This is a genomic window from Tistrella mobilis (genome assembly GCF_041468085.1).
Classification (GTDB): domain Bacteria; phylum Pseudomonadota; class Alphaproteobacteria; order Tistrellales; family Tistrellaceae; genus Tistrella; species Tistrella mobilis_A.
The window spans coordinates 508,156-524,508 of record NZ_CP121014.1 but is presented as its reverse complement, the minus strand read 5'-3'; the positions used below and the strand labels follow the sequence as shown (position 1 = coordinate 524,508).

12 protein-coding genes are annotated in these 16,353 nt (G+C 65.2%); 8 read left to right on the top strand and 4 right to left on the bottom strand.

Annotated features, from left to right (window positions below):
• Positions 1-75 precede the first annotated feature (75 nt).
• Positions 76-714, top strand: coding sequence for a response regulator (locus P7L68_RS02030; protein WP_371998767.1), 639 nt, complete (start codon positions 76-78; stop codon positions 712-714).
• Here P7L68_RS02030 and P7L68_RS02025 read toward each other — a convergent pair.
• Together P7L68_RS02025 and P7L68_RS02020 are read right to left on the bottom strand one after the other, a co-directional pair.
• Positions 702-2,279: an ATP-binding protein gene (locus tag P7L68_RS02025; protein ID WP_371998766.1), complete on the bottom strand. Its 1,578-nt coding sequence runs from the start codon at positions 2,277-2,279 to the stop codon at positions 702-704. The genes P7L68_RS02030 and P7L68_RS02025 overlap by 13 nt on opposite strands.
• 2,967 nt (positions 2,280-5,246) lie before the next feature.
• Positions 5,247-6,080, bottom strand: coding sequence for a GntR family transcriptional regulator (locus P7L68_RS02020; protein ID WP_371998765.1), 834 nt, complete (start codon positions 6,078-6,080; stop codon positions 5,247-5,249).
• A gap of 325 nt (positions 6,081-6,405) precedes the next feature.
• On the opposite strand from P7L68_RS02020, the gene P7L68_RS02015 reads away from it, so the two are divergent.
• The 7 genes from P7L68_RS02015 to P7L68_RS01985 all read left to right on the top strand — a co-directional run bounded on the left by P7L68_RS02015 (position 6,406) and on the right by P7L68_RS01985 (position 14,605).
• Positions 6,406-7,566 carry an acyl-CoA dehydrogenase family protein gene (locus P7L68_RS02015; RefSeq protein WP_371998764.1) on the top strand — a complete coding sequence of 387 codons (1,161 nt, stop codon included), beginning with the start codon at positions 6,406-6,408 and terminating at the stop codon, positions 7,564-7,566.
• A gap of 13 nt (positions 7,567-7,579) precedes the next feature.
• Complete coding sequence (locus tag P7L68_RS02010; protein ID WP_371998763.1) at positions 7,580-8,407, top strand: enoyl-CoA hydratase/isomerase family protein; 828 nt, start codon at positions 7,580-7,582, stop codon at positions 8,405-8,407.
• A 142-nt stretch (positions 8,408-8,549) separates the two neighbouring features.
• Positions 8,550-10,157: an AMP-binding protein gene (locus P7L68_RS02005; protein ID WP_371998762.1), complete on the top strand. Its 1,608-nt coding sequence runs from the start codon at positions 8,550-8,552 to the stop codon at positions 10,155-10,157.
• 429 nt (positions 10,158-10,586) lie between these two features.
• The gene (locus P7L68_RS02000; protein WP_371998761.1) at positions 10,587-11,759 is read left to right on the top strand and encodes a C4-dicarboxylate TRAP transporter substrate-binding protein; all 1,173 of its coding nucleotides are present in this window, start codon (positions 10,587-10,589) and stop codon (positions 11,757-11,759) included.
• Between the two features lie 79 nt (positions 11,760-11,838).
• Positions 11,839-12,429: a TRAP transporter small permease gene (locus tag P7L68_RS01995; RefSeq protein ID WP_371998760.1), complete on the top strand. Its 591-nt coding sequence runs from the start codon at positions 11,839-11,841 to the stop codon at positions 12,427-12,429.
• Positions 12,426-13,730: a TRAP transporter large permease gene (locus P7L68_RS01990; RefSeq protein ID WP_371998759.1), complete on the top strand. Its 1,305-nt coding sequence runs from the start codon at positions 12,426-12,428 to the stop codon at positions 13,728-13,730. Before P7L68_RS01995 ends, P7L68_RS01990 begins: the two co-directional genes overlap by 4 nt.
• Positions 13,731-13,969: 239 nt before the next feature.
• Entirely contained in the window at positions 13,970-14,605 is a 636-nt protein-coding gene (locus P7L68_RS01985; protein ID WP_371998758.1) for a DapH/DapD/GlmU-related protein, read from the top strand.
• Between the two features lie 72 nt (positions 14,606-14,677).
• On the opposite strand, the gene pstB is transcribed toward P7L68_RS01985, so the two are convergent.
• Together pstB and pstA are read right to left on the bottom strand one after the other, a co-directional pair.
• Complete coding sequence (pstB, locus tag P7L68_RS01980; protein WP_371998757.1) at positions 14,678-15,481, bottom strand: phosphate ABC transporter ATP-binding protein PstB; 804 nt, start codon at positions 15,479-15,481, stop codon at positions 14,678-14,680.
• Positions 15,478-16,341, bottom strand: a complete 864-nt coding sequence (gene pstA / locus P7L68_RS01975; RefSeq protein WP_371998756.1) for a phosphate ABC transporter permease PstA — start codon at positions 16,339-16,341, stop codon at positions 15,478-15,480. Before pstA ends, pstB begins: the two co-directional genes overlap by 4 nt.
• Between the last annotated feature and the right edge of the window lie 12 nt (positions 16,342-16,353).

Below are 16,353 nucleotides of genomic sequence, written 5' to 3'. Positions count from 1 at the left end.
TCGGCATGACAGCCGAACCGTCATCGATGCCCGGTACATTGGTACCGTACCGTTCATGATCGGGAGCCGGAGGCCATGTCCGTCACACGGGCGATGATCGTCGATGACCACGCGTTGATCCGCTCGGGTCTGCGCGAAATGCTGGAAATCTGCGCCCCCGGCACCGCGGTGGTCGAGGTGGCGACCCTGACCGAGGCCGCAGACGCGCTGACCCGCGACCCCGGGATCGGGTTGGTGCTGCTCGACCTCAACATCCCCGGTGCCAGGGGGCTGGAGGCGCTGGACGTGCTGCGCCGCCACTTCCCCTCGGTCGCCGTGGCGGTGGTCTCGGCCGACGAACAGCCGGCGATCATGCGCAAGGCGCTGGCCAGCGGCGCGGCGGGCTATCTGCCCAAATCGCTGAGATCCGAGGTGCTGGAAAGCGCGCTCCGCCTGGTGCTGGCCGGCGGTGTCTATGTGCCGCCGGCAGCGCTGGATGCCGAAGAGCCGGAGCCGGCCGATCCGGTGCGGCTGGATAGCGGCGCCCTGGGCCTGACCCGCCGCCAGGGAGAGATCCTGAAACTTCTGGCCCATGACCTGCCCAACCGCGCGATCGCCGAACGGCTGGGCCTGGCCGAACAGACGGTCAAGAACCAGGTGTCGCAGATGCTGCGGCGCCTGGATCTGGGCTCGCGCGCCGAGGCGGCGGCGCTGGCGCGGCGCTACCGGGGCTGAGAGGGCGCGACCTGGGGAGGGGCGGAGGGGAGCAGCGCCCTGAGTGTCGCCCCCAGCCGCATCGGGTTCAGCGGCTTGTGCAGCACCGGAAAGCCCAGCCCCTGCACCTCGCGCAGCCGTTCGGGCGAGGTGTCGCCGGTCACCATCACCATCGGCAGCGCATCGCCGAACCGGGCCCTGAGGCAGGGGGCGAGCCGCGCCCCCGTCCAGCCGTCGCCCAGGAAATAGTCGACGATCACCGCCTCCGGCGGGCCGTCCATGGCGTCCAGAACCCCGGCCAGATCATGGGCACCGGCGGCAAAGGCGGCGGTGCAGCCCCAGGCGTCGAAGAGCTGGGCGGCCGCGCGGCGGATGTCGGGGTCGTCGTCGATCAGCAGCAGACGGCGGCCGGCCAGCCCCGCCGGCACGGCAGGTGCGGCGGCGACCGGTTCCGGGGCCGGGACATGGGCCGCCCGGGGCAGGATCAGCGAGAAACGGCTGCCATGGCCCGGCCGGCTCATCACCTCGATCCGATGGCCGAGCAGCCGGGCCAGACGGTCGGCGATGGCGAGGCCGAGGCCGATGCCCTGTTCGGCCATGGCGCCGTCCAGCCGGTGGAATTCGCGGAACACCGCCTGAGCCTCTGCGGCATCGAAACCCGGACCGGTGTCGATGACGTCGATCCGCAGATCCGCCCCGCGCGGGCGCACGCCGACCAGCACCCGGCCGCGGCCGGTATATTTGACGGCGTTGGAGACGAAATTGCGCAGGATCCGCCCCAGCATGGCGGCATCGCTCCGCACCGCCGCCGCTCCCGCCTCCGGTCGCACGGTCAACCCCAGCCCCTTGGCCCGGGCCGCCGGCTCGAATTCGCGGGCGAGCGCCCGGAGCAGGGGGCCGAGCGGCAGGTCGACCGGCTGCGGCGCCACCACCCCGGCATCCAGCCTGGAGATGTCGAGCAGGGCATCGAACAGCCCGGTCACGGTCTGAAGGCAGTCGTTGATCTGGCCGGCGATGGCGTGCTGACGATCGGTGGTCAGCCGGGCCGAGAGCGCCGACATCAGGATGCCGACCGCATGCAGGGGCTGGCGCAGATCATGAGAGGCGGCGGCCAGGAAGCGCGACTTGGCCAGATTGGCATCCTCCGCCGCCTGTTTTGCGGCCGAGAGGGCGAGTTCGGTGCGCATCCGCTCGGTGATGTCGGAATAGATGCCGACGATGCCGCCCGACCGGGTCCGCCGCTCGCGCGATTGCAGCCAGCGGCCATCGCGCAGCTGAATGAACGTGTCGCTGGCGGTGCGGTGCGCGGCGATGCGGCGCTCGCGATAGCGGTCGGGGTCCCAGCCCTGGGGCAGGAAGCTGATCTCGGAAATGCTGGTGTAGACGATGTTCATCTCCACCAGCTCGTCGAAGCGCACCCCCGGCCGCACCTTGTCGGGCTCTCCGAAGAAGCGGCGGTAGTGGTCGTTGCAGAACACCAGACGATCGTCTGCATCCCACAGCACGACCGCCTCGGCCGCGCTGTCGATGGCGTCGATCAGGTCGTCGAGCTGGGGGAGGGCGGTCAGCCCGGGGCCGGCGTCCATGGATCCTCCATGCCAGGGGACATGCAACCCTTCATCATAACATCGCTTATGTCCGGTTCTGCGCCGGCCATCTTTCGCAAGGCATTTCTACCGTCATCCCGGCGCAGGCCGGGATCCAGGTTCGTTTCCGCGTGATGGACACCGGCGGATCCGTATCCGCAATGGCTGACAGTGTCGGTCTCGCGAATGATCATCGTTCTTCGTTGTGGACGCCTACCTGGATCCCGGCCTTCGCCGGGATGACGGTACTGAGGTTATGTTGATATTGGCGGGGATAGCGCCGGACATGTTCGGTTCAGGTGAGTCTCCACGCCCGTATCCCGCACTCAATGCCGGGGATCCTCCATGCCGAGGGACATGCAACCCTTCATCATAACATCGCTTATGTCCGGTTCTGCGCCGGCCATCTTTCGCAAGACATCTCTACCGTCATCCCGGCGCAGGCCGGGATCCAGGTTCGTTTCCGCGTGATGGACACCGACGGATCTGTATCCGCAATGGCTGACAGTGTCGGTCTCGCGAATGATCATCGTTCTTCGTTGTGGACGCCTACCTGGATCCCGGCCTTCGCCGGGATGACGGTACTGAGGTTATGTTGATATTGGCGGGGATAGCGCCGGACATGTTCGGTTCAGGTGAGTCTCCACGCCCGTATCCCGCACTCAATGCCGGGGATCCTCCATGCCGAGGGACATGCAACCCTTCATCATAACATCGCTTATGTCCGGTTCTGCGCCGGCCATCTTTCGCAAGACATCTCTACCGTCATCCCGGCGCAGGCCGGGATCCAGGTTCGTTTCCGCGTGATGGGCGCCGACGGATCTGTATCCGCAATGGCTGACAGTGTCGGTCTCGCGAATGATCATCGTTCTTCGTTGTGGACGCCTACCTGGATCCCGGCCTTCGCCGGGATGACGGTACTGAGGTTATGTTGATATTGGCGGGGATAGCGCCGGACATGTTCGGTTCAGGTGAGTCTCCACGCCCGTATCCCGCACTCAATGCCGGGGATCCTCCATGCCGAGGGACATGCAACCCTTCATCATAACATCGCTTATGTCCGGTTCTGCGCCGGCCATCTTTCGCAAGACATCTCTACCGTCATCCCGGCGCAGGCCGGGATCCAGGTTCGTTTCCGCGTGATGGACACCGACGGATCCGTATCCGCAATGGCTGACAGTGTCGGTCTCGCGAATGATCATCGTTCTTCGTTGTGGACGCCTACCTGGATCCCGGCCTTCGCCGGGATGACGGTACTGAGGTTATGTTGATATTGGCGGGGATAGCGCCGGACATGTTCGGTTCGGGTGAGTCTCCACGCCCGTATCCCGCACTCAATGCCGAGGATCCTCCATGCCGGGGGACATGCAACCCTTCATCATAACATCGCTTATGTCCGGTTCTGCCCCGGCCGTCTTTCGCAAGACATCTCTACCGTCATCCCGGCGCAGGCCGGGATCCAGGTTCGTTTCCGCGTGATGGGCGCCGACGGATCCGTATCCGCAATGGCTGACAGTGTCGGTCTCGCGAATGATCATCGTTCTTCGTTGTGGACGCCTACCTGGATCCCGGCCTTCGCCGGGATGACGGTACTGAGGTTATGTTGATATTGGCGGGGATAGCGCCGGACATGTTCGGTTCGGGTGAGTCTCCACGCCCGTATCCCGCACTCAATGCCGAGGATCCTCCATGCCGGGGGACATGCAACCCTTCATCATAACATCGCTTATGTCCGGTTCTGCGCCGGCCATCTTTCGCAAGGCATTTCTACCGTCATCCCGGCGCAGGCCGGGATCCAGGTTCGTTTCCGCGTGATGGGCGCCGACGGATCCGTATCCGCAATGGCTGACAGTGTCGGTCTCGCGAATGATCATCGTTCTTCGTTGTGGACGCCTACCTGGATCCCGGCCTTCGCCGGGATGACGGTACTGAGGTTATGTTGATATTGGCGGGGATAGCGCCGGACATGTTCGGTTCGGGTGAGTCTCCACGCCCGTATCCCGCACTCAATGCCGAGGATCCTCCATGCCGGGGGACATGCAACCCTTCATCATAACATCGCTTATGTCCGGTTCTGCCCCGGCCGTCTTTCGCAAGACATCTCTACCGTCATCCCGGCGCAGGCCGGGATCCAGGTTCGTTTCCGCGTGATGGGCGCCGACGGATCTGTATCCGCAATGGCTGACAGTGTCGGTCTCGCGAATGATCATCGTTCTTCGTTGTGGACGCCTACCTGGATCCCGGCCTTCGCCGGGATGACGGTACTGAGGTTGTGTTGATATTGGCGGGGATAGCGCCGGACATGTTCGGTTCGGGTGAGTCTCCACGCCCGTATCCCGTACTCAATGCCGGGGATCCTCCATGCCAGGGGACATGCAACCCTTCATCACAACATCGCTTATGTCCGGTTCTGCCCCGGCCATCTTTCGCAAGGCATTTCTACCGTCATCCCGGCGCAGGCCGGGATCCAGGTTCGTTTCCGCGTGATGGACACCGACGGATCTGTATCCGCAATGGCTGACAGTGTCGGTCTCGCGAATGATCATCGTTCTTCGTTGTGGACGCCTACCTGGATCCCGGCCTTCGCCGGGATGACGGTACTGAGGTTGTGTTGATATTGGCGGGGATAGCGCCGGACATGTTCGGTTCGGGTGAGTCTCCACGCCCGTATCCCGTACTCAATGCCGGGGATCCTCCATGCCAGGGGACATGCAACCCTTCATCATAACATCGCTTATGTCCGGTTCTGCCCCGGCCATCTTTCGCAAGGCATTTCTACCGTCATCCCGGCGCAGGCCGGGATCCAGGTTCGTTTCCGCGTGATGGACACCGGCGGATCCGTATCCGCAATGGCTGACAGTGTCGGTCCCGCTCGCCGGGATGACGGTACTGAGGTTGTGTTGATATTGGCGGGGATAGCGCCGGACATGTTCGGTTCAGGTGATCGTCGATGCCCGTATCCCGCACTCAATGCCGGTCCTTGGGCCGGGTCGGGTCGGGGATGACCGGGACGGCGGGGGTCTGTTCCACCCGTTCCATCACGAACATGTCGCCGCGATAGAGCGCGTTGTTGGCCATCAGGATATCGCCGTCGGTGCTGAAGATGTTCGAAATGATCTTCACCATCACGCCGCCCAATGAATAATCGAGCGCCCGCGCGACATCCTGATCCGCGTGGGATATGGTGATGAGCTGGCGCGACGAGCCCATCTTTTCGTGGCCGTGATTGGTCAACATCCGCAGCATCTTGGAATTATGCTCGGCGTTTGGCGGGAATCGCCGATAGGATGCTTCGTCGACATAAACATCCATCAGGGCGAAGGGTGTTTCGTTGAAAAGGTGAATCTTGGTGATCTTGACATAAGAGGGCTTGGGCTGGCCGCCTTCCATCTGCAGTTCCGGGGGAAGTGCGATGCCGGTCTCGCGCTTCAGCACGCGGATGCCCTGGCCCGGGGTCAGGTCCAGGCGGTCGTTGATCGCCCGGCGGAGTTCCGGATCGTCGACCGCCGAATGCTGGCCTTCGGTCACGAAGGTGCCCTTGCCGCGGATCGCGACCAGCAGCCCCTTGTCGGCGAGCATGCGCAGCGCCTGGCGCACGGTGATCGGCGCCACCGCGAAATCCCGGCACAGATCCGGCACCGGCGGCAGTTTTTCGCCCGGGGACCATTCGCCTGAGCGGATGCGGTCGCGGAAGATCCGGGCCAGACGGACATAGAGCGCCACGCGGTCGTTGTCGTCCAGATCATCGGCCGGGCGGGCGGCACCAGGTCTTTGCATGCGGAACCCCGTGTCGTCGATCACGCGCGGAACTCCTGTCTGCGGTGGATCTGGTGATGGCGGGCACCCGAACATTTCGCATATGCGATGGAAATCCGGGCGTTTTGGCTGCGTTGCAACATAACACCGCTGCTGCACCTGCGCGAGCCTCCGTATCATGGCCGCGAAGCTTTGGCACGTCGTGCGGAGACTTTACAAGCGCGCCGTTCAATGCCTATTGTTAGATATAAGGGTATATAAGGCAAGCGAGCCCTTCCCCTCACCGCTCATATCCCCTCCCTTCACCCCCCAAAGATGCATTTCCGCGCGGTTCCCCCGCGCCAGGATGCCCGCAAGGAGCCCGAGGCAGATGCTTTACACGGAGCAGCATCACGAACTGATGCGTTCGGTGACGAAGTTCGTTGAAGCCGAGATCAACCCGCATGTCCAGGAATGGGACGATGCCGGTATTTTCCCGGCCCATGAGCTGTTCAAGAAGATGGGCGATCAGGGCTTCCTTGGCATCAACAAACCGGAAGCCTATGGCGGGCTTGGCCTGGACTATACCTATCAGCTGGCCTTCTGCGAGGCGATCAGCGCCGCACGCTCGCCCTCGGTGGTGATGGCGATCGGCGTGCAGACCGACATGGCGACCCCGGCGCTGGCCAAGCACGGATCGGACGAACTGCGCCGGGAATTCCTGGCACCGGCGATCAGCGGCGACCGCGTCGCCTGCATCGGCGTGTCGGAACCGGGCGCCGGATCGGATGTGGCCAGCATCAAGACCCGCGCCCGCAAGGATGGCGACGATTATGTCATCGACGGCGGCAAGATGTGGATCACCAACGGCACCCAGGCCGACTGGATCTGCCTGCTGGCCAATACCGGCGAAGGCCCGGTCCATCGCAACAAATCGCTGATCTGCGTGCCGATGAAGACCAAGGGCGTCACCATTGCCCGCAAGCTGGACAAGATGGGCATGCGCGCCTCGGATACCGCCCAGATCCATTTCGACGGCGTGCGCGTGCCCCAGCGCTACCGCATCGGCGACGAGGGCATGGGCTTCGTCTACCAGATGCAGCAGTTCCAGGAAGAGCGCATCTGGGGCTCGGCCTGTTCGCTGCGCCTGCTGGAGAGCACGATCACCGACACGATTGAATACACCCGCAACCGGATGATCTTCGGCAGGCCGGTGCTGGACAATCAGGTGGTGCATTTCAAGCTCGCCGAATTGCAGACCAAGGTGGAGCTGCTGCGCTCGATCATCTATCGCGCGGTCGAAGGCTATGTCGCCGGCCAGGACATGACCCATCTGGCCTCGATGGCCAAGCTCTGCGCCGGCCGCTTCACGCGGGAGATCGCCGATGGCTGCCTGCAGTACTGGGGCGGCATGGGCTTCATGAACGAGACCGAGGTCACCCGGCTCTATCGCGACGGCCGCCTGACCTCGATCGGCGGCGGCGCCGACGAGGTGATGCTGTCGATCATCGCCAAGGGCATGGGCATCCTGCCCGGCCGCAAGACCGATTGAGGGCCCCCCGCCAATGCCCATTGCGAAGCTTCCGATCTGCCCCGATCTGCTGCTGGACCGCGACGGCCCGGTGCTGCGCCTGACGCTGAACCGGCCCGATGTGCGCAATGCCATGACCGGCGAGATGGTCCGCCAGCTGACCGAGGTGGTCGCCTGGGCCGAGGACCATCCCGAGGTCGGCACGCTGGTGATCAGCGGTGCCGGCGGCACCTTCTGCGCCGGCGGCGACATCAAGGGCTTCATGGCGTCGTTCCGGGCGCCGAAGCCCGAAGCCGGCCAGCCCGACCCGATCCAGGCCGACAACCGCCGTTTCGGCCATTTCCTGACCCGGATCGAGGCTCTGCCCCAGACAGTTGTGGTGGCTGTTGAAGGTGCAGCTTTTGGTGGTGGTCTGGGTCTCGCCTGCATCGGCGATGTGGTGGTCGCGACCCGGGACGCCCGCTTCGCCCTGTCGGAAACCGGGCTCGGCATCCCGCCGGCCCAGATCGCGCCCTTCGTGGCGGCACGCATCGGCGTGTCCCAGGCCCGCCGCCTGGCCCTGACCGGCATGCGCTTCGACGGCGCCGAGGCCGGCCGGATCGGCCTGGTGCACGAGGTGGTGGAAAACAGCGCCGCGCTGGAAGAGCGGGTGGCCAGGCTGGTGGCCGATATCCGCCGCTGCGCCCCCGGGGCCAATGCCACCACCAAACGGCTGCTGATGGCCCAGCGCAGCACGGCATTGCCCGAACTGCTCGACCTCTCTTCGGCCGAATTCGCCCGCTGCCTGCGTGGCGCCGAAGGCCAGGAGGGGGTTGCCGCCTTCCTTGAAAAACGCCAGCCGGCCTGGGCCGCCGGCGGCTGACCCGCCCTGCGGCCGCCCCGCCGCACACCCGCCGGTCACAAGGCGGGAGCGGCGGGCCAGGGCCGCCGGAGACGGACCCGCCCGATTGCACGACCAGAGCTTCCCCGCACAGAACGGAAGCCGCCAGGGAGGATTGACCGCCATGACCACCAGCTCGGAGCGCATGATCGAAGGCGTGCCGGGGCCGGGGCAGATCGGCCGCGTCGCCATCGGCGATGTGTTGCGCCGCACCGCACGCCGGCACCCCGACCGGGTCGCCATCGTCGAAGGCGACCGCCGCTCCACCTATCGCATGCTGGACGACGCCGCCAACCGCTTCGCCAACTACCTGCTGGCGCAGGGGCTGAAGCCGGGGGACAAGGTCGGCTGCATCTGCGCCAATTCCACCGATTTCATTCCGGTGATCTTCGGCATCCACAAGGCCGGGCTGGTCTGGGTGCCGGCCAATGCGATGCTGGGCGTGGACGATATCGACTACATCATGCGCCATGCCGAGGTGGGGCATGTGGTGGCCGACGACGTGCTGGCCGCCCAGCCCGCCATGGCGGAGATGCTGGCGAAACTGCACCGGCCGGTGACGGTGATCGAGGTGCCGGGCAGCCCGGTGCCGAAGGGGTCGCTGCCCCATACCACCTTCGATGCCGCGATCGAGGGCCGGTCCGCGGTCGAGCCCGAGGTGGCGATCGACGAGCGCGACCTCGCCCTGATCATGTATACCAGCGGCACCACCTCGCGCCCCAAGGGCGTGATGCATTGCCATCTGGCGGTGGTGATGGCGGCGATGAGCAATTCGATCGAATGGCAGATCGGCCGCGAGGATGGCGTGACGGGCGTGCTGCCGCTGTTCCACTGCGCCCAGCACACCGTGCTGCTGACCACCATGATGGGCGGCGCCAAGATGCATCTGATGCGCGGCTTCGATCCGACGGTGATGCTGGACGGGCTGGCCGCCGAGGGGCTGACCATCATGGTCGGCCTGCCGCTGATGTACCGGGCCCTGCTGGAGCATCCGCTGCGCAAGGAGCGGCGCCTTCATCTGCGCATGTGCGTCTATGCCATGGCGCCGATGCCCGAGCCGCTGATGCGGCGGCTGCTCGACGAATTCTGCCCGGATTTCCGCCTCTCCAGCGGCCAGACCGAGATGTATCCCGGTACCGTGATGTCGCGGCCCGAACGCGCCCGCCTGCGGTTCGGCAATTATTGGGGCGAGTCCTGCATCGTCAACGACACCGCGATCATGGACGACGACGGCAATCTGCTGCCCCCGGGCAAGCCGGGAGAGATCGTGCATCGCGGCCCCAACGCCATGCTCGGCTATTACAAGCAACCCGAGGCGACGGCGGCGGCCCGGCTGCATGGCTGGCACCACACCGGCGATATCGGCGTGATCGACGAGCATGGCGAGCTTCTGTTCCTGGACCGCAAGAAGGACATGATCAAGTCCGGCGGCGAGAACGTGCCCTCGATCAAGATCGAGGAGGTGCTGCTGGGCCATCCGGATGTGCAGAATGCAGTGGTGGTGGGCATCCCCCATGCGCGCTGGGGCGAGGCGGTGACCGCCTTCCTGGTGCCTAAGCCCGGCACCGAGCCCACGGAAGAGAGCATCGTGGAGCATTGCCGCAGGCAGCTGGGCGGCTTCGAGGTGCCCAAGCTGGTGGTGTTCCTGGAAGAAATGCCGATGACCGCCACCGGCAAGGTGCGCAAGACCGAACTCCGCAGCCGCTATGCGGGGCATTTCGAGACGGCGTGAGCCGGTTTCGAGCCGGCGTGAGCCGGTGGCGTTTCCACCGGGGGTGTCCGACACAGGCTTCGTTCATTTTCATATGCCCGCCCTACCGTGATCCCGGCGCAGGCCGGGATCCAGGTAGGCATGGGCGGGAATGAAGGATGACCATGTGTCGGGACCGCCGTGCCCGCCATCGTGGCACGGCCATCGCGGGCCGGGGCCGGCCGTTTCGACGCCCGTCACGTGGCGGGAAACCTGGATCCCGGCCTTCGCCGGGATGACGGTGTAAATGTCGGTGCAGAGGCCGGCAATTGCGAACAGGGCATGAATAAGAAGACATGGCGGACTCTGCGTAATGTGACGCACCGGTATAGATGTGGAGGCGTCATTTGCGGTGCGGCCGGACATGTCTTGAAGACAACAAAAGAAATGATCCGACGGGAGGATTGCATCATGACGACCACCAGGACCCCGCTGTCTCGAAAACTGGCCTCGCTGGCCGTGGCCGCCGGCGTTGCCGCAGCCGGTATTTTTGCAGGCCAGGCCGCGAAGGCCGAAGAGCTGCGCTATGCCATCGGCTTCCCGGCCAACACCGCTTCGACCATTGCGGCGGATGTGTATGTGAAGAAGGTGCAGGAGCTGAGCAAGGGGACGCTGTCGGTGAAGGTGTTCCCGCTGTCGCTGCTGAACCTGGCGGAAACGCCCGGCGGCGTGCGCGACGGCATCACCGATATCGGCTATGTGCTGACCGCCTACAACCCGGCCGAATTCGCCAATATGAACCTGGCCGGCGACCTGACCATGCTGCTGAACCTGATGGATACCGGCGGTCGCGACGGGCTGATCTTCCAGAGCGCCATGCTGGAATACATCTTCCTGCACTGCCCGACCTGCCAGAACGACATGAAGACCCAGAACCAGGTCTTCACCGCTTCTGCCGCCTCCACCCGGTATATGCTGTTGTGCAACAAGAAGGTGACCAACGCCGAGGAGATCAAGGGCAAGCGTCTGCGGGTCAGCAGCCAGAACTGGCGCCGCTGGTCGGAAAGCGTGGGCGCCACCGCGGTCTCCATGCCCGGTAACGAGATCTTTGAGGCCCTGACCCAGGGGGCGGTCGACTGCGCGATCATTTCCGCCCCGGAGCTTTCGGGTCTGGCGCTGATCGATGCGGTGACCGATATCACCCCTGAAGTGCCGGGCGGCGTGTTCGGTGCCTCGGCGATCGCCAACATCAATGCCGACACCTGGCAGGGGCTGAACGAAGACCAGCGCGCGGCGCTGCTCCGCGCCGGCACCTATATGTCGGCCCATGCCGGCTGGCAGTATGTGAACTTCGAAGGCCGCGATCTGAAGCGTGCCGAGGCCAAGGGCATCCGTGTCCACAAGGCCGATCAGGCGCTGATCGACCAGACCCAGAGCTTCGTGCAGGCCGATATGAAGACCATCGCCGAGTTCTACGCCTCGAAGTTCGGCGTGGCCGAACCGCAGGCGGCGATCGACACCTTCAGGCCGCTGCTTGAGAAATGGGCGAAGATCGTGAAGGAGGTGAAGACCCCGGACGAGCTGGCCGAGGTCTACTGGACGGAAGTCGTCTCTAAGGTCGATGTGAAGACCTACGGCATGTGATGACCCGGGGTGGGGGCATCGTGCCCCCGCCCTCTCTTCATCTTTCCGCAGGCCCCCTTTGGCCATGGGAGACCGCGCGATGCAGGCGCTTGGACGCGGATTGTCGCGTCTGATCCATTTCACGTCGGTGATCGGCGTGCTGGCGGTGACCCTGATGATGGTGCACATCACCGCCGATGTGGTGGTGCGCAACCTGTTCGGGATCGCCCTGCCCGGCACGATTGCCGCCGTGTCGAATTTCTACATGCTGGTGGTCGCCTTCCTGCCGCTCGCCTATGCGGAAGAGGGGGACAAGCATATCTCGGTGGAAGTCGTGACCGACCTGCTGCCGGCGCGCGCCCAGGCCGTGCTGCGCGGCTTCGCCTATGTCCTGTCGGCGGCGGTGTTCATTGCCATGACCCGCCAGTCCTGGCTGGAGGCGATGAAGAAACAGGCGGTCGGCGCCTTCGTCATCCAGGAAGGCTGGCGGATCCCGATCTGGCCCTCTTACTACATCCTGCCCGTCGGCACGGCGCTGATGGCGGCCGTTGTGCTCTACCGGCTGGCGACCCATGTGACCGGCGCCGCGTCGGGGCTCAGGGACGACACGCCCGATGATGTGGTGGTCAGTTCCGATCGCCACCTGCATCACGATGGCGCCCCCTCTGATCACAGGAAGCCCCGGGGATGAGTGACGTCGGTATCGGTCTGGCCGGCATCGGCCTGCTCTTCCTGCTGCTGGCCATGCGGGTGCCGATCGGCATGGCGCTGGTCAGCGTGTCTTTCGGCGGCATCTGGTATCTGCTGGGCTGGAAGGTCGCGTGGAGTTCGCTCGGCCTCATCCCCTATCAGTTCGCGGCAAACTGGGTGCTGAGTTCCGTGCCCGTCTTCCTGCTGATGGGCTTCGTCTGCTACCACGCCCAGCTGACCCAGGGGCTGTTCCGGGCGGCCAGGGTGTGGATGTCGGGGATCCCGGGCGGGCTCGCCATCGCGGCGGTGTTCGGCTCGGCCGGTTTTGCGGCCGTCACCGGCTCGTCGATCGCCTGTTCGGCGGCCATGGGGCGGATCGCGGTGCCGGAGATGATGCGCCACCGCTATGACGCCCAGCTCGCCACCGGCACGGTGGCGGCGGCGGGCACGATCGGTGCCCTGATTCCGCCCTCGATCCTGATGATCCTCTACGGCGTGATCGCCCAGGTGGCGGTGACCAAGCTGTTCCTGGGCGGGCTGGTCGCCGGGCTGCTGACGGCGCTGGGTTATATCCTGGTGATCCTGATCCGGGTGAAGCTCAACCCGGCGCTTGCCCCGCGGGTGCGTGAAGATGTTCCGTTTTCCGAAAAACTGGATGCGCTTCGCGATACCTGGCCGGTGCTGGCGATCATGCTGGGCGTGTTCGGCGGCCTGTTCGGCGGGCTGTTCACCCCCACGGAAGCGGGGGCGGTGGGGGCTTTCCTGTCCTGCGTGGTGGCCTTTGCCAAGGGCACCTTCACCTGGAAGATGTTCCGCACGGCGGCACAGGAAACCCTGGTCACCACCAGCGCCCTGCTGATCATCGGCATCGGCGCCAGCCTGCTCAGCCGCTTTCTGGCGCTGTCGGGCGCCGGCGACTGGATCTCGACCGTGGTCATCGAGATCGGCGCCGACCCCTATATGCTGCTGCTGGCGGTGACGATCATGTACCTGATCCTGGGCATGTTCCTGGAGCCGCTGGGCATGATGCTGCTGACCATGCCGATCGTTCTGCCGATCATCGATGCCGCCGGCTTCAGCCTGATCTGGTTCGGCGTGCTGCTGACCAAGTTCCTGGAAATCGGCATGATCACCCCGCCGATCGGCATGAATGTCTTCGTGATCAAGGGCGTGGTCGGAAACCTGGTGACGACCAGCCAGATCTTCCGCGGCATCATGTGGTTCCTGGTCGCCGACCTGGTTCTGGTGCTGGTGATGGTGCTCTTCCCCGGGATCATCATGTATCTGCCGGATATGAGCTGAGCGCGGGGCGGTTAGCGGACGTTGCCCCCAGCGGCGCAGGACATTGATGGCACCGTGCCTCATGTCCTGCGCCATCTGCTGAATGCCGGGCCCGGCACGATGACATCTCCGATCCGGAGCCGGTACGCTCGCATGAAGTTTCGGTGACAGGCGGGACATCGATCATGCCGGCCCTTGGATGGCAACCTGTACAGGCGTATGAGGGCGACGGTTCCGCCCTTCTTCGGATGTTCCCGCTCATGGCCCGTCCCAAACTTGCCGAAACTGTCATTGACCAGACCGCCAGCCTGCGCGAGGTGACGCTTGGTCGCTGTTGCGAGGTTCTGGCACGGTCCGTGCTGGAATACAGCGTGGTCGGCGACTACAGCTATCTCGGCCCCGACTGCATGGTCGCCGACGCTGAGATCGGCCGGTTCTGCGCCATCGCCGCCCGGGTGCGCATCGGTGCTCCCAACCATCCGATGGATCGGCCAAGCCTGCATCGTTTTACCTATTGCCCCGAATACTACGATGCGGGTGCCAGCCGAGATGCCAGCTTCTTTGCCGACCGTCGCGCCGACCGGGTTCGCATCGGCCACGACGTCTGGGTCGGGCATGGGGTCATTGTGCTGCCGGGCGTGACGGTGGGTGATGGTGCGGTGCTGGCGGCGGGGGCTGTAGTCACGAAAGAAGTGGCCCCCTATACCATTGTTGGCGGTGTACCCGCCAAACCGCTCCGTCGGCGCTTCTCCCGCGAGATCGCTATCCGCCTCGCCCGTATTGCTTGGTGGAATTGGCCCTTTGAAATCATTGTGGAGCGCCTGGAAGACTTCCAATCGACGGATATCGAGGCGTTCTGCGAACGGTGGGATCCCGCGCCGGAAGATCAGGGCTGAAGCTTTACCTACCCTTGGGTCGTCGGGGACGGACGGGCCCCAGCCGGGTGAGGCGTGGCGGCCCTGCAGCCGTTACCCGAATCTCCCTGTAATATAGTCCTGTGTCCGCCGCTCCCGCGGGGTCGAGAACACCGTCTCCGTATCCCCGAATTCGACCAGTTCGCCAAGATACATGAAGCCGACCTTGTCGCTGACGCGGGCGGCCTGTTGCATGTTGTGGGTGACGATCACCACGCAATAGCGCTTGCGCAGTTCCCGGAGCAGTTCGTCGATGAGCGCGGTGGAGATGGGGTCGAGGGCCGAGGCCGGTTCGTCGAGGAGGAGGACGTCGGGGCGGATGGCGATGGCGCGGGCGATGCACAGGCGCTGCTGCTGGCCGCCCGAAAGGCTGAGGCCCGAGGCGTGGAGCTTGTCTTTCACCTCGGTCCAGAGGGCGGCGTCGCGGAGGGCGGATTCGACGGCGTCGTCCATTTCGGCGCGGCTGAGGCGGGTGTACATGCGCAAGGGGAAGGCGATGTTTTCGTAGATCGACATCGGAAAGGGGGTCGGTTTCTGGAAAACCATGCCGACGCGGGCGCGCAGCCCGGCGATGTCGCCGTGATGGGCAAGGCCGCGGCGGGTGAGGATGTTTTCGCCGTCGAGCAGGATTTCGCCGTCGATCCGATGGCCCGGGTAAAGGTCGCAGATCCGGTTCAGCGTGCGCAGCAGGGTGGATTTGCCGCAGCCCGACGGGCCGATCAGCGCGGTGATCAGCCGGTCGCCGAAGGTGATGTCGACATCCTTCAGCGCATGATTGTCGCCGTAATGGAAATTGAGCTTGCGGGTGACGATTTTCGGGACGAGCCCGGCGGCGTCGACGGGGGTGGATGCGGTCATTTGCGGCCTCGGGCAGAGATCAGGCGGGCGGTGACGGAGAGCAGCAGCACGCCGGCTGCAATGAGCAGCGCGCCCGCCCAGGCGAGATCCTGCCAGTCGCGATAGGGGCTCATCGCGAACTGGAAGATCACCACCGGCAGGCTGGGGGTGGGACCGGTGAGGTCCCAGGCGTAGAACTGGTTGTTGAGCGCGGTGAACAGCAGCGGCGCGGTCTCGCCCGCGATGCGGGCGATGGCGAGCAGAACGCCGGTCAGGATGCCGCCGGCCGCCGCGCGCCAGGTGACGCCGACGATCATCCGCCAGCGCGGCATGCCGAGGGCAACCGCCGCCTCGCGCAGCTGGTCGGGCACCAGCGCCAGCATGTCTTCGGTGGTGCGCACGATCACCGGCACCGCGATCAGCGCCAGGGCCGCCGCCCCCGCCCAGCCCGAGAAATGGCCGAGCGGCACCACCAGCAGCACATAGACCGTCAGCCCGACGATGATCGAGGGCGCGCTCAACAGCGTGTCGGCGAACAGGCGCACCAGGCCGGCGGCGCGGCTGTCGCGGCCGTATTCGGCAAGCCATGTGCCGGTCAGCACGCCCACCGGGGTTGCGACCGCAATCGCCGCCGCGGTCATCGACAGGCTGCCCAGAATGGCGTTGAGCAGCCCGCCCCTGCTGCCCGGCGGCGGGGTCGCGCGGGTGAAGACATCGAGCGAGAGGGCGCCCGCGCCGCGGATCACCAGCTCCCACAGGATCAGCGCCAGAACCAGAAGCGCGGCCAGCGCCGCGGCGGTGCACAGCCCCGTCATCACCAGATTGACCATGCGCCGCCGGCGCAGCCGTGCAGGCGAAACCGGGATGGCGCCCCCTCTCATCGCCCCCTCCCC

Excerpts from the sequence above, each read along its gene's own strand:
- P7L68_RS02030 (WP_371998767.1), top strand. The coding sequence starts at position 76 with ATGTCCGTCACACGGGCGATGATCGTCGATGACCACGCGTTGATCCGC.
- P7L68_RS02025 (WP_371998766.1), bottom strand. The coding sequence starts at position 2,279 with ATGGACGCCGGCCCCGGGCTGACCGCCCTCCCCCAGCTCGACGACCTG.
- P7L68_RS02015 (WP_371998764.1), top strand. The coding sequence starts at position 6,406 with ATGCTTTACACGGAGCAGCATCACGAACTGATGCGTTCGGTGACGAAG.
- P7L68_RS02010 (WP_371998763.1), top strand. The coding sequence starts at position 7,580 with ATGCCCATTGCGAAGCTTCCGATCTGCCCCGATCTGCTGCTGGACCGC.
- P7L68_RS02005 (WP_371998762.1), top strand. The coding sequence starts at position 8,550 with ATGACCACCAGCTCGGAGCGCATGATCGAAGGCGTGCCGGGGCCGGGG.
- P7L68_RS02000 (WP_371998761.1), top strand. The coding sequence starts at position 10,587 with ATGACGACCACCAGGACCCCGCTGTCTCGAAAACTGGCCTCGCTGGCC.
- P7L68_RS01995 (WP_371998760.1), top strand. The coding sequence starts at position 11,839 with ATGCAGGCGCTTGGACGCGGATTGTCGCGTCTGATCCATTTCACGTCG.
- P7L68_RS01990 (WP_371998759.1), top strand. The coding sequence starts at position 12,426 with ATGAGTGACGTCGGTATCGGTCTGGCCGGCATCGGCCTGCTCTTCCTG.
- P7L68_RS01985 (WP_371998758.1), top strand. The coding sequence starts at position 13,970 with ATGGCCCGTCCCAAACTTGCCGAAACTGTCATTGACCAGACCGCCAGC.
- pstB (WP_371998757.1), bottom strand. The coding sequence starts at position 15,481 with ATGACCGCATCCACCCCCGTCGACGCCGCCGGGCTCGTCCCGAAAATC.
- pstA (WP_371998756.1), bottom strand. The coding sequence starts at position 16,341 with ATGAGAGGGGGCGCCATCCCGGTTTCGCCTGCACGGCTGCGCCGGCGG.